Below are 21,847 nucleotides of genomic sequence, written 5' to 3'. Positions count from 1 at the left end.
CGGATTAATTATTTGTTGCCCGGCATGCAAAGCTCTGTCAATACGCTGCAAGTTGATTTCGGGTGAAGGAAAGCGATGTTCAAGCCTTCCGCGCCACCACGGGGAGCTTTATCGATTAATTTAACGCCTTTTTCCTCAGCCTCGTTCAAAGCTGCCTGTACATCAGGTACCGCGAATGCGATATGGTGGATACCTTCACCTTTTTTCTCGATAAATTTTGCGATCGTGCTATCTTCGCTGGTCGGCTCTAGTAATTCAATCTTAGTCTGTCCTACCTTGAAAAATGCGGTTTTTACTTTTTGGTCTGCTACTACTTCGATATTGTAGCATTTTAATCCAAGAACGCCTTCATAATAGGGTAAACAAGCCTCGATACTCTTCACTGCGATACCTAAATGTTCGATATGTGTAAGTTCCATGTCAATAATAATTTAAAGATTTAGTAAATGTTTGTTTCTATTGTGTGCAAATGTACACTACTTTTTATGAATGAGGAAATAATTTTTTGTTTTTATCTCCCAGTAAATGTGTTTAAAGATACATTTTATTAAAAATCGACAATCAGACGAACGTTCAATTGACGTCCGGTCAGATAGTTTGGAACTGCGTATTGGACATTATATACATCTGTTATCCAATAGTAGGAACTAACGTTTTTGATGTCTAATATGTTAAATACATCCAGACCTAGCCAAATGTTTTTCAAATGGCGGAAGAAGCCCCTGTCCATGATAGCGTCCGTGCCTCCTGCCAATTGATAGGAGAGGCCGATATCTACACGTTTGTAGGCGGGCGTACGGAAATAGCCGGCTTCGTATCCTTTGCCCGGGATTGTCTGGGGAAGTCCTCCGGATAGAACTCCTTTCAGATTTAGCTTGACTCGTTTATAGCCCGGGAAATAATCTTGGAAGAAGAGTGAGATGTTGTAGCCTTGGCTATTGGCCATAGGAACGGTCGTTGTTTCCCGGATGGTTTGCTGGGCTTTCATCAAGGAGAAGCTGATCCATGAGTCGGTACCCGGTACGAATTCTCCGAAGAATTTGACATCGAGTCCCATGGCGTAACCTTTGGCGCAGTTCTCACCGTAATAGCGGATCTTGACGTTATCTACGGTGTAGGGATTCAGATTGTCCAGCTTTTTATAGTACATCTCGGCGGTCACCTTGAAATTCCGGTCTACGGCACGGAACGTATAATCTCCTCCCAATATGAAATGGATGGAGCGTTGTGACTTTAGATCTTTGTTCAATACCGTGATATTATTGCCGTTCTTATCTTTGTCTACTCTACGTAATTCCTTGTAGAAGGGCGATTGATAATACAGTCCGGTGGCGAAACGGAGCGTCAAGTCTTGGTCGAAGTTCGGGATAAAGCCCAATGAGGCACGGGGACTGAAAAGGAACTCCTTATTATAAGTCCAATAACTACCTCTAACCCCTGCGACTAACGTGAACAGACCTTGCTTGGTCCTGAATTTGAATGCGTCTTGCGCATAAGCGGAAAAGCGTGTGCTTTCTATCTGATTATCAGAAAAGAGGTTCGAATATACACTTACGTTATTACCGGTTTGGGGCAAAGAATAACCTGAGGAATCCCTTTTTTCCCATTCACTGATCTTATCATTGATTTTCTCCATTTGTACCGTGGCTCCCCATTTCAACGTATTGTTTAAAAGGCGGGCCATCCCATAGTGCCCGACATTCATGACGGTGGAGTTCAAACGGTTTCGTGCGTGCTCGTGATAACGGCCTACGGACATGGCGGCTGACGCGTCGTCATCCGGATTTTCCGCTCCGTTCTCGCTCAGCCAATATTCTCCGGCGATATCGTATCCCTCTTCTTCCTTGCTTTTGAAAGCGGAGGCTTGAAGTCCCAACTCTGTGTTCTCATTGGGGTTGTGTTTCAATGTAAGCGCACCGAATAAGGTTTGGAAACGGTCTCTTTCCCTTCCGTCGAAATAGACTTTGAAGTTCTTGGGATGCTCGGCTGTACCGAAAGAGGTTTCCCGGCTATAAGGGGTGAATTTATAATTATTGTTAGCGAGGTTTCCTAAGAAATTGATTTCCCATTTAGGGGCCAATTGGTACGTGATGTAAGTTTGCAGATCGATAAATTTAGGGTCGTATTCAGCGTCTGTATCCATGGTACCCAAAATAGACCGACCGCTTTTAAAGCGGAAACCCGTTACTTGGGTAAATTTACCGATAGAACTGCCTACATAAGCATTCGCTCCCAACAAGCTCGCGGAAGCCGAGCCTTCGAATATCTTAGGCTTTTTATAGGTAATATCCAGCACGGAACTCATCTTGTCTCCGTAACGAGCCTCGAAGCCACCGGCGGCGAAATTGACCGCCTCCGTCAGGTCCGGATTGATAAAACTAAGGCCCTCTTGTTGTCCCGAGCGAATCAGAAGCGGACGGAATACCTCGATCCCATTCACATAAACGATATTTTCATCATAACTACCTCCACGTACGGAATACTGGGAACTTAACTCGTTATTGGACGATACTCCGGCAAACGTAACGACCAAGCTCTCTATACTACCTCCGGAGGGATCGGGCAATAACTTAATTTTGTCCGCATTTAGGGACTCCATGGTCGTGGTCTGCTTGCGGATGGCAGTAACGGATACTTCCCCTAAATCAAATGAGGTATTGTTCATCTGTACGTTCAGGCGCATATCCGCTTGTGCCGAGGGAATGATACGCTCAGCCTTATTATATCCCAGACAAGAGTAAATAACGGAGATAGAATCCCCCGGCGATATGGAAAAGGAATAATATCCCTTCTCGTTGGTCATGGAGCCGATCAACGTGTTCTTAACCCGGACATTCACTAATTCCAGAGGGTTACCGTCGGCGTCACGGACATAACCAGTGATTTTTATGCGGCCCTCGCCAAAGGCACTCACGGAAATAAGTATAAATAGCAGCGCAGCTATCGCACGAATCTTCATAATCTATTGTTCAATTATAAAAATACTAACGAGAAAAAAGAACGATACGTATATATGGGTGCAAAAAATTATATTTATATTTGCGAATCTTAATATTAAAAGAGTACAAAGAACGAAAAAAATGGAGAGTTTTGCAACACTTATACAAAATAGAAGAAGTACACGTAAGTTTACCGAACAACTACTTTCACCCGAGCAGGTAGAACTGATCTTGAAGGCGGCGTTGATGGCTCCGGCCTCAAAACGTAGTAATCCTTGGCAGTTCGTGGTCGTGGAAGATAAGGAAATGTTGAAGAAACTTGCCGGGTGTAAGAAAAATGGTTCCGCTTTTCTGGAGGGTTGTGCCTTGGCCGTGGTTGTCTTGGCGAATGTGATGGAAAGCGATGTTTGGATCGAGGACGCTTCGGTCGCTTCTATTTATATGCAATTGCAAGCGGAGGATTTGGGACTGGGCAGTTGCTGGTGTCAGATCCGGAACCGGGTAACAGAGGACGAGGTGGATTCGAATAATTATGTTCGTTCGTTGCTGGATATCCCTTATCAATTGGATGTCTTGTCTATCATTGGTATCGGTTATAAGGATCAGGTTCGTAAGCCTTTTGATGAATCCCATTTACAATGGGAGAAGATACATATAGGAAAGTTCTCTCTTCCGGAAGAAAATAAAGAGACGGGAGAATGAGAGTCGTATTTGTTGGTGCCGGAAACTTAGCTACCCGGCTTTCGTTGGAAATGCGTAAGTCCGGAATGAGTATCGGGCAAGTATATAGTCACACAAGTGAGCATGCTAAGATTTTAGCTGATGAATTGGGATGTGGGTGGACCGTGATCCCGGAAGAGATTGTGGAAGATGCCGACTTGTATGTTTTCTCTTTGAAAGATGCCGTGCTCCAAGATGTTATCGCCCGTGTAAAACCGAATAACGGTTTGTGGGTGCATACGGCAGGGAGTATGCCAATCTCTGTATTTGAAGGTCTTACGGCTAGATATGGGGTGGTTTATCCGTTACAAACGTTTAGTAAGAGTAGGGAGGTGGATTTCAAGAAAATACCGTTCTTTTTAGAGGCGAACTCGTCTGAAGATGAGACGGTGCTGGGAGAGGTGGCTAGGGCGCTCTCCAGTGATGTCCGTTTCCTCTCCTCCGAGAAGCGAAAGAACTTACATTTAGCGGCGGTTTTCGCTTGTAATTTTACGAATCATATGTATGCGCTAGCTGAAAAGATCTTGGAAGAACAGCAAATACCGGGAGAGGTCTTGCTACCTTTGATAGACGAGACAGCCGCTAAGGTACATGTAATGTCGCCGGCGCAAGCCCAAACGGGACCAGCTATACGATATGACGAAAATGTGATAAACAAACATATGGCTATGCTTAAAGATCCGGGTATGCGAAATCTATATGAGCTGATTAGCCGAAGTATACATAAGGAGGCTCGACATGAGTAGTATAAACTATGATTTGAGAAAAATAAAGGCTTTTGTCTTTGATGTAGACGGGGTGCTATCCTGCGATGTGATTCCGCTTCACCCGAATGGCGATCCGATGCGTACTGTCAATATCAAGGATGGCTATGCCTTGCAATTGGCCGTGAAGAAAGGTTATGAGGTCGCTATAATTACGGGCGGATATACGGAAGCCGTACAGATTCGCTTTTCTCGTTTAGGAATACAACATATTTATATGCGTAGCGCTGTAAAGGTGCATGACTTTAAGGATTTCATGGAAAAAACGGGCTTGTCTCCTGAGCACATCATGTATGCGGGTGATGATATTCCTGATTATGAGGTAATGACGCGAGTCGGATTGCCGGTGGCACCTGCGGATGCGGCTCCGGAGATCAAGGAGATAGCGAAATATATATCCTCCCGGCGAGGTGGCGAAGGCGTAGCTAGGGACGTGATCGAGCAAACGATGCGGGCTCAAGGACACTGGTTCGGCGAGGAGGCTTTTGGGTGGTAAAATTTTGGTGAATGTGTAACGCTTAATCGAATAGGTTATGTTAGAGAATTTAAAAAAGTACAAGATCGTCTTAGCCTCTAATTCTCCGAGACGACGGAATTTGTTATCTGGTCTGGATATCGACTTCGAGGTGAGGGTAATTCCGGATATTGACGAGTCTTACCCGGATTCTATTGACTCCATGGAGATCCCTTTATATATTGCCCGTTCGAAAGCGGAGGCCTATAAATCGACTATGGCAGATGATGAATTGCTGATCACGGCGGACACGATCGTCTGGACGTTTGACGGGGTTATGGGGAAGCCTGCGAACCGGGAGGAAGCTTATGCTATGCTTCATGCTTTGTCGGATCATGTACATCAGGTAATAACTGGCGTTTGTATCATGACGAAGGACAAAAATGTAGGCTTTTCCGTCGAATCTGCGGTTTGTTTCGCAAAATTGGGTGATGAAGAGATTAATTATTATTTGGATAAATATAAACCTTATGATAAAGCGGGAGGGTATGGCATTCAGGAGTGGATCGGTTATATCGGGGTAGAGGCTATCAATGGTAGCTTTTATAACGTGATGGGATTACCTGTGCAAAAGCTTTATCAGGAATTGAAACATTTTTAATCTCAATTCAAGGTAAAGTATTTATCCTTCATATAATATTCTATCTGATTTAATGTGTGCGCTAAGGCTGGGGGAATCGGTAAGACGACCGGTTTCTCCACATTCCATTCCGGGTCATTTATGATCATGTCGGATAGACTGCCCGCATGTATTAAGATAAGGCGGGTAGGGGCTGAGGCTATAACCTTATGATTGGTGTTTTGCGCAAGTAGCATGAAATGATCTTTTGCCACTTCCGCTATATGTGTCCCTTCTTGGCTGTAAATAATAAGTTTTCCCGAAAATACGAAGATTAATAGGTTATCCGTGGTTGTGGTATTAAACAGGGAATCTCCGGCTCTCAGTATTTTGCATTCAAGTTGATTTAGATAACGCTTCATGTAGGAACTTAAGGATTTTCGAGGATAGCCAATGTTTTTCTGTTAGGAAGGTATTCCAACATACCTTTTGAGTAGGTGACTTTCTGTTGTCCGTTGTTGTCCGCATAAATAATGAAATACTCTATTTGGGGGATGGATTGTGCCAGTAGCTTCGCTTTCTCGACTCCCAAAACCATGAAAGTCGTAGCGTAAGCGTCTGCTGTCATACAATCTTCCGCCACGATTGTCGCGCTAAGAATATTTTGTCCAGCGGGATAACCGGTCGCCGGATTGATCGTATGGGCATATTTCTTACCATCCTTGATGTAGAAGTTTCGGTAGTCACCAGAAGTAGCCACACCTCCTTTTTGGCATAATTGTACGATCTCTTCAACATCATTTGTTACGCCGCTTGTCCCTATTTCCGGCTTGTTGATGCCGACTCGCCAACAGTCTCCTTGTTGATTTACGCCTTTCATGGTGACCTCACCACCTATTTCTACCATGTAGTTCTTTACGCCTTCCTTTTCCAGCAGGCGGGCGATGACATCGCAAGCATAACCTTTTGCGATGGACGAACAATTCAATAGAATCCGGGGATCTTCTTTGATGATTTTCTTTCCTTCCAATCTCACTTTTTGATAACCGACGAAAGCCTTTATGCTATCGATCATCTGCGGGGTTACGCTATCCATCTTACTGAATCCGAATCCCCATAGATTAATTAATGGAGCACAAGTAATATCAAAAGCTCCTCCTGATTTTTGGGAGATTTCTTCCGCCTTATTGAATACTTCGGTAAACCATTCGTCTACCTCCACATCCTCGTTATTATTGACTTTCGCGATCGTGGAGTTGGGGTTGAAAGGATTTAAGGAGAGGTTAAAACGTTGCAGCTCGCTGTCGATCTTATCGGTTAGGATTTGCTTGGCCTTGTATTTGATGTGGTAACTTGTATGAAAAACAGAACCACTCTCTTCGAAATATTGGCCCTTGTCCGAGCAAGCCGTATGCGATAAGATCAACAGGCTGACTAATATGGAAATATTCTTGCGCATCATTATGAAATTTTATGTCGCGAACTTACATAAAAAATTCCATATATGCCCCTTTCATGGGGGAGACGCTATTGTGTGTATAAATATCAAGGATTCCTTTTTTATATTGTGACTCTGGTTTTATCCAATGTGCACGCCTTTCGGATAGGATCTTTTCTATCTCTTCCACGCTTCTCTCAATACTGTCGGTACCGATTATATCCAATGTTCTCGCTGGAATATCGATACGGATCAAGTCATCGTTTTCGACCAAGGCGATTGGTCCCCCCTCGGAAGCCTCCGGGGATACATGTCCGATCGCCGGGCCTCGGGTCGCTCCGGAGAAACGACCGTCGGTGATCAATGCGATGGTCTCTACCAACTCAGGATCGGAGGCGATCGCTTCTGTCGTATAAAACATTTCTGGCATTCCACTTCCTTTCGGTCCTTCATAACGGATAAATACCGCTTCTCCCGGATGGATTTTCTTTTGTAATACCGCCTCAATAGCGTTCTCCTCACAATCGAATACCCTCGCTTTCAGGGTGACTTGCATCAAGCGGGGTGAAATCGCCGAATGTTTTACGACTGCCCCTTCGGGCGCTAAATTTCCTTTCAATATAGCGATGGCTCCTTGTGCCTTGATCGGTGTATGAAGAGGTTTGATAATATCGCCAACCTTTACTCCTAGGGCAGGAAGATATTTATGGCAATTCTCATAGAAGCCGTTGAGTTGTAAATCTTTTAAGTTTTCTTCCAATGTTTTGCCGGTAACAGTCATGACGTCGAGATGGAGGAATTCTTTAATTTCTTCCATGATCGCCGGTACGCCTCCCGCATACCAGAAATATTCGCCGGGCCAAAAACCGCTGGGACGTATATTTAAAAGGTAGGGGATCTTACGATGTATCTTGTCGAACAAATCCGGTGATAACTGGATTCCCAGTTCATGGGCGATAGCTGGAAGATGAAGCAGGCTGTTGCTGGAACCCGCTATGGCGGCATGTACCATGATCGCATTTTCAAACGCTTGTATCGTCATGATATCGGAGGGTTTTAACTCTTCTTTCGCCAGTCCGAGTGCATGTTCTCCGGCTTTACGGGCGGTTTCTTTTAACTCGGGTAAATGGGCGGGGATCAAGGCGGAGCCCGGTAAAGCGATGCCAAGCGCTTCTGCCATTACTTGCATCGTAGAGGCGGTACCCATGAAAGAGCAAGCTCCACAATCCGGACATGCGTCACGCTTATAAACCATGAATTGTTCTTCCGTTATTTCTTTTCGCTCGTATTGGGCGCTATAGGTACCGATTTGTTCTAACGTGAGTAGGTTGGGACCGGCTTTCATTATACCACCGGGCATGAATATAGCAGGCATATCTAGCCGGGCTATCGCCATCAAATGCGCAGGGACGGATTTGTCGCAACTGGCTATAAAGACACCAGCGTCGAAAGGAGTCGCTTTTACATGAATTTCCATCATGGCGGCCATGATATCACGGGAGACTAATGAGTAGTTCATACCATCGTGTCCCTGCGCCTCTCCATCACAAATATCGGTGACGAAGTAGTTTGCGGCACGTCCCCCCTTTTCCTTTATACCGATTCCGCCCTCGTCCACCAATTTATCCAGATGGGCGCTTCCCGGATGGCTATGTCCGTAACTGCTTTCTACAATGATTTGCGGTTTACTCAATTCGTCGATTTTCCAACCGCTGCCTAGCCGGAGTGAATCCAGCTCCGGCGCTAGTTTTCGTAATTGCTGGCTTTTCATGTCTATTAATTAATGTATAAGGTTATTTATTCAATAAGGTATCCCTAGCTAAAGAATAAATGCTCTATTAAAATTTTTGTACCGATACCGATTAAGATTAAACCTCCGATGAGGTCCAGCTTCAAGTCGATTCTCTTGCCGAATCGGTTACCGAAATAGACACCGAAGGCAGAGATAGCGAAGGTGACAACACCGATAGTCGAGGCTTGCAGCAAGAGTGGTGATTTTAAGATCGCCAGAGAGATTCCTACGGCGAGGGCATCGATACTTGTCGCTATTCCCAATCCGCATAATGTCCGGTTACATAGAGGATCGAATTTCCCGTCTTCCTCCTCTTCTTTCGTGCTATCGTATATCATTTTTCCACCTAAGTAAAGCAAGAGGGTAAATGCGATCCAATGGTCGAAGGCGCAAATGTATTTTTCGAATCCTAATCCCATCGTATAACCGATCACGGTCATTCCGGCTTGGAATATACCGAGCACACTCGCTATCTTAATAATATTACCGGCGGTGCAGTTACTCTTAAGAACTGCGCCGCCGGTAACTGATACTGCTAGGCTATCCATGGATAAGCCGATCGCTAGTAGCAGAACTTCAATGTATAACATACTAGAATGATTCCCGTTTAATAATTTCTTCTATGGGCTTACGTTTCTTTGGAGTCTCATCGAATAATGCCGGGTCGGAAGGATAGCCGAACGGTATCAATACAACAGGCTCGATCGTTTCCGGGATTTTAAAATGTTTCCGGCAAAGCTCCGTGTCGAAATTGCAAACCCAGCAAGTTCCCAATCCTTGTTCGGCTGCGGCTAAACAAATATGTTCCGTGGCGATAGCCGCATCGATATCCATATGATCCTTATGATCGCCCCGTTTCCAAGATTGCTGATGATCTCCGCAAACGATCAAGTAATAAGGCGCTTGCTTGAACCATTCCCGGGGATAGCATTCTTGTAATTTAGCTTTTCCTTCCGCACTTTGAACCCATACAAAATACCAAGGTTGATAATTTACCGCCGAAGGGGCCAAACGAGCTGCTTCTAGGATATAATCAATCTTTTCTTGCTCTACGTTTTTGGGGGCATACTTTCGGATAGAACAACGTTTTCTCGCTAATTCTAGGAAACTCATATCTCATCCTCTATTTTATAGTTATTGCGATTCGGAGAATTGCGGGAAATCAACTCCCCGATAAAGCCCGCTAGGAACATCTGGGTTCCCAGAATCATCGCTGTCAATGAAATATAGAAATAAGGGGAACTTGTAACCAAAGGTCTTAGATCTCCAGAGTACATCGAGATCAATTTCATGCTGAGTACGATTACTAGAGCGATAAAACCAATGAAGAACATAGCGCTTCCCCATAAACCGAAGAAGTGCATCGGTTTCTTTCCGAATTTGGAAGTAAACCAAAGCGTGATCAAATCAAGATAACCGTTCACGAAGCGATCCAACCCGAATTTAGTAGTTCCGTACTTGCGGGCTTGATGTTTCACTACTTTCTCGCCAATCTTGTGAAATCCGGCAATCTTAGCTAAATAAGGTATGTAACGGTGCATATCGTTATACACCTCTATATTTTTAATGACAACATTCTTATACGCTTTCAATCCGCAATTGAAATCGTGTAAGTTCTTTATTCCCGAGAATTTACGAGCTGTCGCGTTGAATAATTTCGTGGGGATCGTCTTAGACAACGGGTCATATCTTTTCTTTTTCCAGCCGGATACCAGATCGTACCCGTCTTCGGTGATCATCCGGTAAAGTTCGGGTATCTCATCCGGGCTGTCCTGCAGATCGGCGTCCATGGTAATGACCACGTCACCTTTAGCCCGTTGGAATCCGCAATGCAATCCCGGCGACTTACCGTAGTTGCGACGGAACTTGATTCCCCGGACGTGTGGAGAACGTTGCTTCAACTCCTCGATCACTTCCCAAGAATTATCCGTACTGCCGTCATTCACGAAAATGACTTCATAGGTATAATTATGTTCTTTCATCACCCGCTCTATCCACGAGAATAACTCGGGTAAAGACTCGGCTTCGTTATACAACGGGATAACAACTGATATGTCCATTATTTGTCTGTAATTAACTTTTTAGCGGTTTTCAGTGATGGAACCTGTCGAATTGTTCCTGCACAAGAGAGCCGCTACCGGTATAGAAAGTATGATGCCGTAAAATACGTTATTAAATATTCCTTGTATGGCCATGTGGATTGGCGAGATACGAATCTTGCTGAGCGAGTCGATCATCTCCGAGCTGACTTGGCTATCCTTTAGTACAGTCGTTAATTGCCCGATCGCATTTGCCACGAAATCAGGCGGGGCGATGAACTGATAAAAGACAAAGTATTCAAGCGAGACGATCAATGCGGCGAAAAAATACAACATCGTGCCGAATCTCCATGCATGAAAGAAACTGATCCTTCCACCGATGTCGTGCCGATATCTTTTCGTCATGTAGTAGGCGATGAAAGGGACGGCGAGCGTCAATAGCCAATAGACAAGACTTAAGGAGGGGACGGAAACGCTGAAGATGAAAAAGATGTATTTCACTACCCAATATATACCCATGGCCAAACCATAAGTCATAGCGCCTTTTAAAAGTAAATTCTTATTCTCTTCCATGATGCTGCAGTTTTGAATTCTTATCAGCAAAATTAATATATTAATGCAAATGCGCAACTATATTATGCCTAAAATGCGAAAAAGGAAGCCTACTTATAAGCTTCCTTCTTTAAGATGTGTCTTATCTGAGCCTCTTGTCGGATTCGAACCAACGACCCCGAGATTACAAATCACGTGCTCTGGCCAACTGAGCTAAAGAGGCAGGTGGGTAAGCTTACTACATCGCGCCGCTACGACCAAGTACCCTTGCTGCGGTCAAGCCCTGGGGGATTCCGAGGGAGCATGCCGTGTAGGACTTACCCGGGTGCAAAAGTAGATATTATTTTTTACTTTGCAAGCGTTTTCTTACTCTTGGGATGATAATTGTTTATAAAGAATTGAAAACCTTATGCTTTTGGTAGTGTTAAAGAATGTTTTATGTGTTGTGGCCGATGGTTTATCAAAGAATGTTGATTTTTTCATTGTGAGGAAAAAATATTTTCATCATGAAGAAAAAGTATTTTCACCGTGAAGAAAAAGTATTTTCATCACGATGAAAAAACAGTTTACTTGGAAGAGGTTCCGCTTTCCAATATGCTGACGATGGAGAACAACGTAAAGCAGATCGCTCCCAGTCCGGCCAATACCCGTGCGGGAATGGCATAATAACTATGCTCGGCCGCCATCTCGAAAAGGAAAGCGGAGAGGAAAAGGCAGAATAAAGCCGTGAATATGGGAATTAATGGAATCCGGTTGGCAAGCTTGAATTCTTCCCTCCATATTTTAGACAGCAAGATCACCTTGCTGGAGATACTATAGCAAACTAATCCAAGGCCGATCATGATATATCCGGTTGAGGCATTAGCCGGGTCGCTATCTCCTAATACGAAGAGGCCCCATATCAGACTGATAGATCCCATCAGGATGACAAAACGGTGCCATAGCCTTTTTTCCAATCGGGAATATGTGTTTCTTATTTGTCGGGCGATCGTGGCGACTAAAGCGATTAAGCTGCTGCAAATACATGCTAGTCCGGCCATCACATGCCCGGCGACAAAGTATTGGGAATGCTCGTCGCTATGCGCTAGCAACCGGTAAGCCCAAATCCATGCGACTATGGATATAAATGATGCTACAAGGATCAAGAATACCCCCTGCCAAAAGTTGAACGCTTTGTCTGGTATTCTGGGATCGTCGCTTTTGGCGTTCATTTGTATTAAGGTGAATCGGGTAGAGGCGGTAGCCGTTGTTGCTACGCATGCGGTTATAAGGCCCACCCCGCAAATGACATGGCCTGCGACAAAGTCTGCTGGCGCCGGTGAGGACATGAGTAAGATAAAGCCCGCCAGAAAAGTGATGGTTGCCGAGAGATATCCAAGGATAGGCAAGGCGAATCTGGCTACATTATTATATGTATGGATAATTTGACGAATAATGGTCGCTGCCGTAGCGAACAAGGCTATACAAATAAAGCCAAGAGAGAATACGACAGGTCCGGCGACGAATCTGCTGGAGTCCACTCCATAGTTAAAGACAAAAAATCCATAACCGAAACAAAAGAGGGCCATTAGCAATGGAATCGCCCTGAATAAGACACTAATCCCGTAATTCATAACTTGTTTTTTATTTAGATTTTTCTTCAAACAGAGATGCGATCCTTTTTGTTCAAGAAGAATTTTAGAGGTTATACGATGTTTTTGCGTGTTATTTCATCATTTTTGTTTTTCTTTGCGGAAAATATCAGAGAAGTGAATCTTATTATAGAACAAGGTAACACGTCATCAAAGGTCGCTGTGTATAAAAATGGGCATATAGAGGCTTCTTTTGTATACAAGCAATTCGGTGTATCTGTGGTCGCTGCTCTTTTTGAGAAGTACGCTTTTACGCAAGGCATTTTATCGACGGTGATAGATACGGACGATGAGTTGATCGCTTATCTAAAAAATAAGCTTCAGCGTTTTGTCTTTCTGGATGAACATGTAGCTTTACCGATCAAGGTGGAATATGGGACGCCGAAAACGCTAGGCAAGGACCGTTTGGCCGCTGTCGTGGGGGCGAATTATTTGCGGCCGGGAAAAAATCTGCTGGTTATCGATGCCGGTACCGCTATCACGTATGAGGTGATAGAAGCGCCGGGTATCTTTCTGGGAGGGAATATCTCTCCGGGGATGACAACCCGTTTTCGAGCGTTGAACCATTTTACGAAGAAACTGCCTTTGGTAACGGAAGAGGATGATATACCGCTTATCGGGAGAAGTACGGAAACGGCTATCCAAGCGGGTGTGGTGAATGGGATTGTTTACGAGATGGACGGATATATTGACGAGCTGAAAGTAAAATATCCGGATCTTTTGGTTTTTTTAACAGGCGGTCATTCGTTTTATTTTGAAAGACGGCTAAAAAACTCCATCTTTGCAGACATTAATTTAGTGTTGACAGGATTAAACAGAATCTTAGAGTATAATGTTGAAAATTAATAAGGTAGTAATAATAAGTTTTCTTATCTTTACACAATTGCCATTGTGGGCTCAAAATAACACGAACTCGCCTTATACGCGATTTGGATATGGAGAGTTGGCGGATCGATCTTTTGGTGCCGGAAGGGCGATGGGTGGAGTCGGTTATGGATTAAGGTCCTCTAAACAGATAAATCCATTAAATCCAGCATCTTATAGTTGCATGGATTCGTTGACATTCCTTTTTGATTTTGGTGCGTCCGGTCAGGTGTCTTGGTTCTATGACGGTACGAACAAGCAACGACAGATGAATGGAAACGTGGAGTATATCGCCATGCAATTTCCGATCACCCGGCGTTTAGCGATGAGTATTGGTTTATTACCTTATTCATATGTAGGATATGATTTCGGCGAGAGCCGTACCGAGGGTGGTTTAAGTTGGGGAGAAAGCTTTAGTGGCGAAGGTGGCTTAAGCGATGCCTATTTAGGGCTCTCCTATGATATTTGGAAGAAGCGTCTTTCCATTGGTGTGAACGCCGGATTTTTATTTGGAAATATAACACATTCCCGCAACTTGATTTTCCCGAGCTCGACAGGGGCGGACGATGTGTATAGAAACCAACGTTATGAGATTCGTGATTTAAAGTTAGATTTTGGTATTCAATATACGCATCCTTTGAGTAAGACGGAGCATGTCACGGTAGGTTTCGTTTACTCTCCCGGAAAAAAGTTGAATACGACTGTGTATGATACTCAGCTTGTCGGTTCTTCGGCTACATCCGGATATACAAGGAACGATACAATTAAGAATTATCGGTTTGATATGCCGAACTCTTACGGAGCGGGTATCTCCTATGTGAAAGAGAATCGGTTGACATTAGCCGCGGACTTCTTATATGAGGACTGGGCGAACGCTTATTTTGATAACGAGAAAGGCCAATTCAAGAACCGTACACGTGTGGCGGCTGGTGCCGAGTTTATTCCTCGTTATGATAATCGTAATTATTTGGGGCGTATCAGATACCGTGCCGGTTTTCATTATAGCAATTCGTACTTAAGAGTCAGTCGCTCCGAGGAGAATGGTTATAAAGGACATGGTTATAATGAATATGGGGCGAGTGTCGGTTTTGGGCTTCCATTGATCGATAACCGTTCATTAGTGAACCTGTCATTTGAATACGTGAAGATCCGTCCGGAATTACGTACAATGATTGATGAGCAGTATTTCCGGTTTACGGTGAACTATACATTTAACGAATTATGGTTTTTTAAACGAAAAGTGGATTAAACCGGGAATGGCCGAAAGGGTCTAATGAGTATGATACTTTTTTGAAGGAATATAAATATTATAGCTAACTTTAATAGAAAGAGATATGAAGATCAAAGTTTTATTACTAGCGCTTGGATGTACTATGGGTACGTTAGGCGCTTATGCGCAGAAAGGAGTAGATAATGGTACACAGTTCGGTTCCGGTGAGGATAGCGTACGTTGTATTACCAATATCAGCTTGTTCGTTCCTTACGCGAAAGCCGGAAACTTCAAAGACGCCTTTGATTTCTGGAAGATCGTGTACGATGAGTGTCCTGCCGCTACAAAAGATATCTATTTGTACGGTGTGAAAATCATGGGCTGGAAGATCGCCCAAGAGAAAGATCCCGCTAAGAAGAAAGCTCTTATTGATGATTTGATGGGAGTTTACGACAAGCGTGTGAAATATTTTGGAAATGATCGCCGGTATGGAAAAGACTGGATCGTTGCTCGAAAAGTGCAAGATTATTTAGCGCAAACTGGCGATAATGCCGACTATAATCAGGCCTATACTTGGTTGAAGGAGATCGTTGATGAGAAAGGTGCTGATACGGAGGCTCTAGGTCTCTCCTTGTTTAGTTTCTCTTCTATGAAGAAAATGGTTAACGATCCGAATTTCAAAGAACAGTATATTCAAGATTATTTGAAGGTTTCTGGTGGCTTGGATGCTCAGTTAAAAGCTGCGCAGGCTGCAAACAATCAAAAAGAAGTGAATGCCTTGACCGCATATAAGAGTGGTGTTGATAATGCCTTTGCGAATAGTGGTGCTGCCGATTGCGAGACTTTGCAGAATTTGTATGCTGCTAAGATCGAGGAGAATAAGGACAACTTACCTTATTTGAAAGAGACTATATCCTTGTTGAGAAGAACAGGTTGCCAAGAAATCGAGGCTTACTTTTTGGCATCAGACTATGCTTATCGTCAAGAACCTAGTGCCGAGGCTGCTGTTGGGCTAGGAAAGAAAGCCGTTAAGATAAAGGATTATGATACGGCTATTAAATACTTTGATGAGGCCGCGAATTTAGAAACGGACGCGACTTCAAAAGCTGATGATTATTATATGATCGCATTGTTGCTGTTTGAGCAAAATGCTTATTCAAAGGCTAGACAATATTGCCAGAAAGCTTTGGAGGTAAATCCTAACTATGGCAATGCTTATTTATTGATCGGCAAGATGTATGCCGCTACTTCTAAATCTGTCTTCCCGAATGATGGAGTATTGGCAAGAGCTGCTTATAATGCCGCTATCGATAAATTTGAGAAAGCGAAACAGGTAGATCCGAGTGTTGCTGAAGAGGCTAATACTTTGATATCATCTTATCGTGCTCACCTTCCTTCTACGGAGGAGATCTTCATGCACCCGGATTTGGAGAAGGGCAAACCTTTCACTGTCGGTGGTTGGATCGGAGAGCGTACAACGATTCGGTAATTATGATAGGAAATCGTTTTCATTGTAAAACGGAAAATATGGGCATAACAACTACCTTCGTGGTGGTTGTTATGCTTCTTTTGTTTTCTGCCTCTTGCAGTAAGGAGCATAAGGAGGTGGTTGATGTTGAGTTTGACCCGGACAAGACTTATACGATGAAGGCTACGGATGTGTCATCCTTGATCTCCGATTCTGGTATCACGAGATATCGCTTGAAAGCGAAAGAGTGGCAGATTTATGGGAAGGCGGCGGAACCCCATTGGTATTTCCCCGAGGGGATCTACGTGGAGAAGTTCGATACCTTATTCCAGACAGAAGCGAGTATTAAGGCGGATACAGCCTATTATTATGATAAAAAAGGGCTTTGGGAGCTGATCGGTAATGTAGAGGTGGAAAGTCTGCAAGGGGAGCATTTTGAGACTTCCCAATTGTTCTGGGACCAGAAGCAAGAGAAGGTTTATTCTGATAAGTTTATGCGTATCGAGCAAGAAGATAAGATCATAACAGGTATAGGTTTTGAGTCGAACCAAGATATGACTCAGTATAAGATATTTAACTCACAAGGTATTTTCCCGGTGAGCGATGCTCCGGCCGATACGACACGGACAGCTCAGGGGGATAGTGCCCGGGTAGATGTGTCACAAATAGATTCAATAAAAAGTAATTAAGGTGGGGACGCTGACTTATATTTTAATTTCCCTCGCATTTTCCGCATTCTTTTCCGGGATGGAGATCGCTTTTATCTCCTCCAATAAGCTTCGTTTCGAGCTGGATAAGAAGGAACGTAGTCTATCCAGTAAGATACTGGGTATTTTCTATCGTAATCCAAATTTGTTTATCTCTACCATGTTGGTAGGAAATAATATTGCGTTGGTCGTTTATGGTCTTCAGATGGCAATCGTATTGGAGCCGTTTATAGCCAAGGTGGTTGCGAATGAGGCATTGATCGTTTTTATCCAATCCGTGATATCTACGATCTTGATCTTGTTTGCCGGGGAGTTTATTCCCAAGACCATATTTAAGTTGAATCCTAATTTATCACTCAATATATTTGCGATACCATTATTTATCATATATATCATCCTGTATCCGGTCTCCAAGTTCTCATCCCTGCTATCTTTTTTGATTTTGAAGTTAGGGGGCGTGAAGAACTTGAAAAGTTCACCTCAGGCATTAGGCAAGGTAGACTTGGATTATTTTATACAGCAAAGTCTGGAAGATGCTCCGCAAAATTCGGATATGGATACGGAGGTTAAGATTTTCCAAAACGCCTTAGACTTCTCGAATGTCCGTTTGAGGGATTGTATCGTGCCCCGGACGGAGATTGTAGCCTGTGATACGTCTGCTACGATAGAGGAATTGCGTTCTAAGTTTATCGAGACAGGACTTTCGAAGATATTGGTGTATAACGAGAATATTGACGATATTATCGGGTATATCCATTCTTCCGAGCTTTTCAAGAATCCGGAGGATTGGACCCAGCATATCCGTAGCGTATCGATCGTTCCGGAGACGATGGCGGCGAATAAACTGATGAAACTGCTGATGCAAGAGAAGAAGAGCTTGGCTGTTGTCGTGGATGAGTTTGGCGGTACGTCGGGTATCGTGACACTTGAGGATTTGGTGGAGGAGATTTTCGGAGAGATTGAGGACGAGCACGATATGAAGTCGCATGTGGCTAAAAAAGTATCGGACAATGAGTATTTGCTGTCGGGTAGAATGGAGATTGATACCTTGAACGAAATGTTCGGGTTGGATCTTCCGGAGTCGGATGATTATGTCACCATCGCCGGTTTTATCTTGCACTTCTATCAAAAATTCCCGAAATTGAACGAGACTGTCCAGATCGATAAATATTCGTTTAAGATAATCAAAGTAACGGCTACGAAGATCGAACTTGTACGTATGAAAGTAGGGATTTGATAAAAAAAAGGATTATATGCTGTGGAATTTCCTTTTTTTCATATCTTTGTGCCCTTAAAATGTGAAATAATAAACTTTAAAAAATAATAAAGATAAATGGCTACGCTGGAAAAAATTAGAAGCAAAGCAGGACTGCTGGTACTCGTGGTGGGTTTGGCATTGTTCGCTTTTATCATTGGAGACTTTTTAAACTCTGGTTCTACTTATTTTAGGCAATCACAGGAACGGATCGCCGAGATTGATGGAGAGGTTGTAAAAATTCAAGATTATCAAGGTCGCGTTGATGAGATGGCCGAGATGTATAAGATGCAATCCGGTTCAGCCAGCCTGCCCGAGGAATATATGACACAGATTCGCCAGTCCGTATTCGATGCGATGGTACAAGAGGTCGTGTTGGACGAGGCTACTGCTAAATTAGGTATGGGAGTAAGTCCGGAAGAATTGTTCGATATGGTTCAAGGTGAGAATATCTCTCCGTTGATCCAACAAATGCAAATGTTTACGAATCCTCAGACTGGTGCTTTTGATAAGGCCGCTTTGTTGAATTTCTTGAAACAAATCGATTCCGATAATATCGCTAGCTATCCGGCAGATCAACAGGCACAGCTGATTCAAGCTAAGAACTTCTGGTTGTTCTGGGAGAAGAACATCAAACGTCAACGTTTGGAGCAAAAATATACGACATTATTGAGCAAGGCTATTTCCGCGAATTCATTGGACGCTAAGGAAGCTTATAATGATAATGCCGAGAATTCGGATATCATTTACGCTATGCAATCATATGCTACGATTCCGGATTCAACGATTGAGGTAAGCAAGAGCGAGATCGAGAAATTGTATAACCAACGCAAGGAGCTTTATAAACAAAAAGAATCTAAGGTAATTAAATATATCGCCGTAGATATCCGTCCGAGTAAAGAGGATTATGATAAGGCACAGGCCGAGATCGAGAGCTTGAAAGAGGAGCTGGCTACGTCTGAAAGAGTGGCTGATGTAGTAAACGAGAACTCTGAGGTTCCTTATGTTGACGCTTTCTTCACGGAGAAGGCTTTGGATCCTGAGATGAAACAATTCGCTACGACTTCTGAGGTTGGCGCTGTTTATGGTCCTGTATTCGAGAATGACAAATACAGAATGTTTAAGCTAGTCGATAAGACGGTCGCTCCGGACTCAGTAAAAGTTAGCCACATCATGTTGGCCGGTAAATCTGAGGCTGAGACAACAGCTTTGGCTGATAGCTTGATGGGGGCGTTGAAAGGTGGCGCTAATTTCGCTGAATTAGCTAAGAAATACTCAGCAGACCAAGCTGCCGAGAATGGTGGTGAACTAGGTTGGTTTACAGAGGTTACCGCTTTGAGAGGTGTGAATGATGATTTTAAGAAGGCTGTCTTCTCAACTCCATTGAATGAGGTAGCGGTTGTGAAATCTTTATATGGTACTCACCTTGTAAAAGTAACAGAGAAAACAGGAAATGTTGAAAAATATAAGATCGCAGATATCGACATGACTGTATCTCCTAGCTCTAAGACCTATAGCAACATCTACAATGAGTTGAATCAGTTCGTATCTAAGAACAACTCTATGGCTAAATTGGAGGAGAATGCGAAGGAAGCCGGTTATAACTTGATTTCAGGTGCAACGGTTACTACAGATGATCAGTTGTTAGGTTCTATCAAGAATTCACGTCCGGTAATTCGTTGGGCGTTCCAGAACGATAAAGGTTCTATCTCTGAGATCTTCGAGTGTAGTGATAAATTTGTCGTGGCTGCTGTAGAAGGAAGTATTTCCGAGGGGTATCGTCCGGTTGATATGGTCGCTCCGGCTTTGAGAGCTGAATTGGCTGCCCAGAAGAAAGGCGATAAGATCGCTCAGGAATTGGCTGCTAAGAATTTAACTTCAGTTGAGGCATATGCTGAAACGATGGGTTCTTCTGTAGACTCTGTGAAGTTCGTGAACTTTGGTACTCGCCGTATCGCTGGTATCGGTATCGAACCGAACTTGAACGCTATGGTTTCTATGGCTCAAGTTGACCAAGTAAGTGCTCCGGTTAAAGGTAACAACGGTGTATATGTGTTCAAAGTATACGCAAGAAATAAAGATGGTAAGGAGTTCAACGAGGCTGAGGAAATCCGTGCGTTGGATGCTTCGAATGCGTATCGTGTAGGATTCCAAGCTATCCAATCTATGGTCAACAACGCTAAGGTGGAAGACAACCGTATCCGTTTCTATTAATAAAGAGTATTTATACTTAAGATAAAAAAGATCCCCTGTTTTGCCGTCAAAATAAATATATCTTGACGACAAAACAGGGGATCTTTATTTTGTGGAATATTTCTCGTACTTTCGCGAATAAGAAAATATCGATAGAATGGTTGACAAAAGACAATTATTAGGGATGACCTTGGAGGAACTGAAAGGTGTAGCGTCTGAGGTGGGTCTTCCCGCATATGCGGCTAAGCAAATGGCCGATTGGATTTATAAGAAGAAAATAACCCGGATTTCGGAGATGACGAATATAGCGGTAGCCAAACGTGCTTTATTAGAGGATTCATTCGAGATCGGGGCTTATCCGCCATCTGAGTATCAAAAGTCGAAAGACGGTACGATCAAATATCTATATGCTGCCGGACCGGGGCGTTTTGTTGAGTCTGTTTATATTCCTACGGATGATCGGGCGACTCTTTGCGTCTCTTCTCAAGTCGGATGCAAAATGAATTGCTTGTTTTGTATGACGGGAAAACAAGGCTTCACGGCAAACCTGACAGCGAACCAGATATTGAACCAGATCCAGTCTTTGCCGGAAAACGATTCATTGACGAATATCGTTTTCATGGGAATGGGGGAGCCACTGGATAACGTAGACGAGCTTTTCAAGGTTTTGGAAATACTCACGGCCCCGTATGGATATGCGTGGAGCCCGAAGCGTATCACGGTTTCAACCATCGGTGTGACGAAAGGCTTGAAACGCTTTTTAGAGGAGAGCGAATGTCATCTGGCCGTAAGTCTGCACTCGCCCTATCCTATGGAACGTCTTTCCTTGATGCCGGTTGAAAAGGCATTCCCAGCGAGGGAGGTGATCGATTTAATCAAACAATATGATTTTTCGCATCAACGACGTGTCTCTTTTGAGTACATTGTTTTTAAAAATTTGAACGATAGCTTGAAACATGCCGAAGCTTTGAGTTGTTTATTAGGTGGAATACCTTGTCGGGTAAACTTGATCCGTTTTCATGCGATACCGAATGTGTCTTTAGAGACTTCCGATATCGCTAAAATGGAGGCGTTCCGGGATTTCTTAAACGCCAAAGGAGTTGTATGTACGATAAGGGCATCACGAGGGGAGGATATTTTCGCCGCTTGTGGAATGCTTTCTACCGCGAAAAATGTTACATTTGTATAATATAAAACACACA

21 protein-coding genes and 1 tRNA gene are annotated in these 21,847 nt (G+C 43.6%); 11 read left to right on the top strand and 11 right to left on the bottom strand.

Going from position 1 to position 21,847, the window contains the following annotated elements; translation table 11 throughout:
• Positions 1–8: 8 nt before the first annotated feature.
• Both mce and NBH07_RS16920 read right to left on the bottom strand, forming a co-directional pair.
• Positions 9–419: a methylmalonyl-CoA epimerase gene (gene mce, locus NBH07_RS16925; protein WP_005861524.1), complete on the bottom strand. Its 411-nt coding sequence runs from the start codon at positions 417–419 to the stop codon at positions 9–11.
• Between the two features lie 128 nt (positions 420–547).
• Positions 548–2,959, bottom strand: a complete 2,412-nt coding sequence (locus tag NBH07_RS16920) for a TonB-dependent receptor (protein ID WP_009018779.1) — start codon at positions 2,957–2,959, stop codon at positions 548–550.
• Between the two features lie 121 nt (positions 2,960–3,080).
• Between NBH07_RS16920 and NBH07_RS16915 the strand changes: the two genes are divergently transcribed.
• Genes NBH07_RS16915 through NBH07_RS16900 form a run of 4 tightly spaced genes read left to right on the top strand, consistent with a single transcriptional unit; the run spans position 3,081 to position 5,538 of the window.
• Entirely contained in the window at positions 3,081–3,641 is a 561-nt protein-coding gene (locus NBH07_RS16915; protein ID WP_036616854.1) for a nitroreductase family protein, read from the top strand.
• On the top strand, positions 3,638–4,405 hold the full coding sequence (locus NBH07_RS16910) for a Rossmann-like and DUF2520 domain-containing protein (RefSeq protein WP_009018777.1): 768 nt from the start codon (positions 3,638–3,640) through the stop codon (positions 4,403–4,405). Before NBH07_RS16915 ends, NBH07_RS16910 begins: the two co-directional genes overlap by 4 nt.
• Positions 4,398–4,919: a KdsC family phosphatase gene (locus NBH07_RS16905; RefSeq protein WP_005861532.1), complete on the top strand. Its 522-nt coding sequence runs from the start codon at positions 4,398–4,400 to the stop codon at positions 4,917–4,919. Before NBH07_RS16910 ends, NBH07_RS16905 begins: the two co-directional genes overlap by 8 nt.
• A 37-nt stretch (positions 4,920–4,956) precedes the next feature.
• The gene (locus tag NBH07_RS16900; RefSeq protein WP_008774130.1) at positions 4,957–5,538 is read left to right on the top strand and encodes a Maf-like protein; all 582 of its coding nucleotides are present in this window, start codon (positions 4,957–4,959) and stop codon (positions 5,536–5,538) included.
• A gap of 2 nt (positions 5,539–5,540) precedes the next feature.
• Here NBH07_RS16900 and NBH07_RS16895 read toward each other — a convergent pair whose 3' ends face one another.
• The 9 genes from NBH07_RS16895 to NBH07_RS16855 form a co-directional block, all read right to left on the bottom strand.
• Positions 5,541–5,918 carry a hypothetical protein gene (locus NBH07_RS16895; protein WP_005865798.1) on the bottom strand — a complete coding sequence of 126 codons (378 nt, stop codon included), beginning with the start codon at positions 5,916–5,918 and terminating at the stop codon, positions 5,541–5,543.
• 8 nt (positions 5,919–5,926) lie between these two features.
• A complete protein-coding gene (locus tag NBH07_RS16890) occupies positions 5,927–6,958 on the bottom strand; it encodes an FAD:protein FMN transferase (protein WP_009018776.1) in 1,032 nt (343 codons plus the stop codon).
• 22 nt (positions 6,959–6,980) lie between these two features.
• A complete protein-coding gene (gene ilvD, locus NBH07_RS16885; protein WP_009018775.1) occupies positions 6,981–8,705 on the bottom strand; it encodes a dihydroxy-acid dehydratase in 1,725 nt (574 codons plus the stop codon).
• Positions 8,706–8,749: 44 nt separating this feature from the next.
• Entirely contained in the window at positions 8,750–9,316 is a 567-nt protein-coding gene (locus NBH07_RS16880; protein ID WP_005861542.1) for a manganese efflux pump MntP, read from the bottom strand.
• 1 nt (position 9,317) lies between these two features.
• Positions 9,318–9,839, bottom strand: a complete 522-nt coding sequence (locus NBH07_RS16875) for a nitroreductase family protein (RefSeq protein ID WP_009018774.1) — start codon at positions 9,837–9,839, stop codon at positions 9,318–9,320.
• Positions 9,836–10,786: a glycosyltransferase family 2 protein gene (locus tag NBH07_RS16870; RefSeq protein WP_005861546.1), complete on the bottom strand. Its 951-nt coding sequence runs from the start codon at positions 10,784–10,786 to the stop codon at positions 9,836–9,838. Before NBH07_RS16870 ends, NBH07_RS16875 begins: the two co-directional genes overlap by 4 nt.
• 21 nt (positions 10,787–10,807) lie before the next feature.
• Positions 10,808–11,338 (bottom strand): DUF4199 domain-containing protein, encoded by a 531-nt coding sequence (locus tag NBH07_RS16865; RefSeq protein ID WP_005861548.1) that lies wholly within the window; start codon positions 11,336–11,338, stop codon positions 10,808–10,810.
• Between the two features lie 128 nt (positions 11,339–11,466).
• Positions 11,467–11,540 (bottom strand) — tRNA-Thr (locus tag NBH07_RS16860).
• Positions 11,541–11,883: 343 nt separating this feature from the next.
• Complete coding sequence (locus tag NBH07_RS16855; RefSeq protein WP_005861552.1) at positions 11,884–12,930, bottom strand: DUF2776 domain-containing protein; 1,047 nt, start codon at positions 12,928–12,930, stop codon at positions 11,884–11,886.
• A 36-nt stretch (positions 12,931–12,966) separates the two neighbouring features.
• Here NBH07_RS16855 and NBH07_RS16850 point away from each other — a divergent pair, with 36 nt between their 5' ends.
• The 7 genes from NBH07_RS16850 to rlmN all read left to right on the top strand — a co-directional run bounded on the left by NBH07_RS16850 (position 12,967) and on the right by rlmN (position 21,834).
• A complete protein-coding gene (locus NBH07_RS16850) occupies positions 12,967–13,794 on the top strand; it encodes a type III pantothenate kinase (RefSeq protein WP_005861554.1) in 828 nt (275 codons plus the stop codon).
• Positions 13,781–15,061 (top strand): BamG family beta-barrel-assembly machinery protein, encoded by a 1,281-nt coding sequence (gene bamG / locus NBH07_RS16845; protein WP_005865814.1) that lies wholly within the window; start codon positions 13,781–13,783, stop codon positions 15,059–15,061. Before NBH07_RS16850 ends, bamG begins: the two co-directional genes overlap by 14 nt.
• An 85-nt stretch (positions 15,062–15,146) precedes the next feature.
• Positions 15,147–16,511 (top strand): tetratricopeptide repeat protein, encoded by a 1,365-nt coding sequence (locus NBH07_RS16840; protein WP_005865816.1) that lies wholly within the window; start codon positions 15,147–15,149, stop codon positions 16,509–16,511.
• Positions 16,512–16,513: 2 nt separating this feature from the next.
• A complete protein-coding gene (gene lptC, locus NBH07_RS16835) occupies positions 16,514–17,179 on the top strand; it encodes an LPS export ABC transporter periplasmic protein LptC (RefSeq protein ID WP_008774124.1) in 666 nt (221 codons plus the stop codon).
• A 1-nt stretch (position 17,180) separates the two neighbouring features.
• Positions 17,181–18,434 carry a hemolysin family protein gene (locus tag NBH07_RS16830; RefSeq protein WP_005865821.1) on the top strand — a complete coding sequence of 418 codons (1,254 nt, stop codon included), beginning with the start codon at positions 17,181–17,183 and terminating at the stop codon, positions 18,432–18,434.
• Positions 18,435–18,530: 96 nt separating this feature from the next.
• Positions 18,531–20,666 (top strand): peptidylprolyl isomerase, encoded by a 2,136-nt coding sequence (locus tag NBH07_RS16825; RefSeq protein ID WP_005861564.1) that lies wholly within the window; start codon positions 18,531–18,533, stop codon positions 20,664–20,666.
• Between the two features lie 136 nt (positions 20,667–20,802).
• A complete protein-coding gene (gene rlmN, locus NBH07_RS16820; protein ID WP_005861566.1) occupies positions 20,803–21,834 on the top strand; it encodes a dual-specificity RNA methyltransferase RlmN in 1,032 nt (343 codons plus the stop codon).
• The last annotated feature ends 13 nt before the right edge of the window (positions 21,835–21,847 follow it).

It is taken from the genome of Parabacteroides sp. B2-S-102, assembly GCF_023656665.1.
In the GTDB taxonomy this organism is placed as follows: domain Bacteria; phylum Bacteroidota; class Bacteroidia; order Bacteroidales; family Tannerellaceae; genus Parabacteroides; species Parabacteroides distasonis.
Note: the sequence above shows the minus strand (reverse complement) of the source record. Positions and strands in the feature narration are given on the sequence as shown.

Coding starts and splice junctions, on each gene's coding strand:
- NBH07_RS16850 (WP_005861554.1), top strand. CDS start 12,967: ATGCGATCCTTTTTGTTCAAGAAGAATTTTAGAGGTTATACGATGTTT.
- NBH07_RS16920 (WP_009018779.1), bottom strand. CDS start 2,959: ATGAAGATTCGTGCGATAGCTGCGCTGCTATTTATACTTATTTCCGTG.
- lptC (WP_008774124.1), top strand. CDS start 16,514: ATGATAGGAAATCGTTTTCATTGTAAAACGGAAAATATGGGCATAACA.
- ilvD (WP_009018775.1), bottom strand. CDS start 8,705: ATGAAAAGCCAGCAATTACGAAAACTAGCGCCGGAGCTGGATTCACTC.
- NBH07_RS16905 (WP_005861532.1), top strand. CDS start 4,398: ATGAGTAGTATAAACTATGATTTGAGAAAAATAAAGGCTTTTGTCTTT.
- NBH07_RS16825 (WP_005861564.1), top strand. CDS start 18,531: ATGGCTACGCTGGAAAAAATTAGAAGCAAAGCAGGACTGCTGGTACTC.
- bamG (WP_005865814.1), top strand. CDS start 13,781: ATGTTGAAAATTAATAAGGTAGTAATAATAAGTTTTCTTATCTTTACA.
- NBH07_RS16870 (WP_005861546.1), bottom strand. CDS start 10,786: ATGGACATATCAGTTGTTATCCCGTTGTATAACGAAGCCGAGTCTTTA.
- rlmN (WP_005861566.1), top strand. CDS start 20,803: ATGGTTGACAAAAGACAATTATTAGGGATGACCTTGGAGGAACTGAAA.
- NBH07_RS16900 (WP_008774130.1), top strand. CDS start 4,957: ATGTTAGAGAATTTAAAAAAGTACAAGATCGTCTTAGCCTCTAATTCT.
- NBH07_RS16895 (WP_005865798.1), bottom strand. CDS start 5,918: ATGAAGCGTTATCTAAATCAACTTGAATGCAAAATACTGAGAGCCGGA.
- NBH07_RS16890 (WP_009018776.1), bottom strand. CDS start 6,958: ATGATGCGCAAGAATATTTCCATATTAGTCAGCCTGTTGATCTTATCG.
- mce (WP_005861524.1), bottom strand. CDS start 419: ATGGAACTTACACATATCGAACATTTAGGTATCGCAGTGAAGAGTATC.
- NBH07_RS16840 (WP_005865816.1), top strand. CDS start 15,147: ATGAAGATCAAAGTTTTATTACTAGCGCTTGGATGTACTATGGGTACG.
- NBH07_RS16910 (WP_009018777.1), top strand. CDS start 3,638: ATGAGAGTCGTATTTGTTGGTGCCGGAAACTTAGCTACCCGGCTTTCG.
- NBH07_RS16875 (WP_009018774.1), bottom strand. CDS start 9,839: ATGAGTTTCCTAGAATTAGCGAGAAAACGTTGTTCTATCCGAAAGTAT.
- NBH07_RS16865 (WP_005861548.1), bottom strand. CDS start 11,338: ATGGAAGAGAATAAGAATTTACTTTTAAAAGGCGCTATGACTTATGGT.
- NBH07_RS16880 (WP_005861542.1), bottom strand. CDS start 9,316: ATGTTATACATTGAAGTTCTGCTACTAGCGATCGGCTTATCCATGGAT.
- NBH07_RS16855 (WP_005861552.1), bottom strand. CDS start 12,930: ATGAATTACGGGATTAGTGTCTTATTCAGGGCGATTCCATTGCTAATG.
- NBH07_RS16915 (WP_036616854.1), top strand. CDS start 3,081: ATGGAGAGTTTTGCAACACTTATACAAAATAGAAGAAGTACACGTAAG.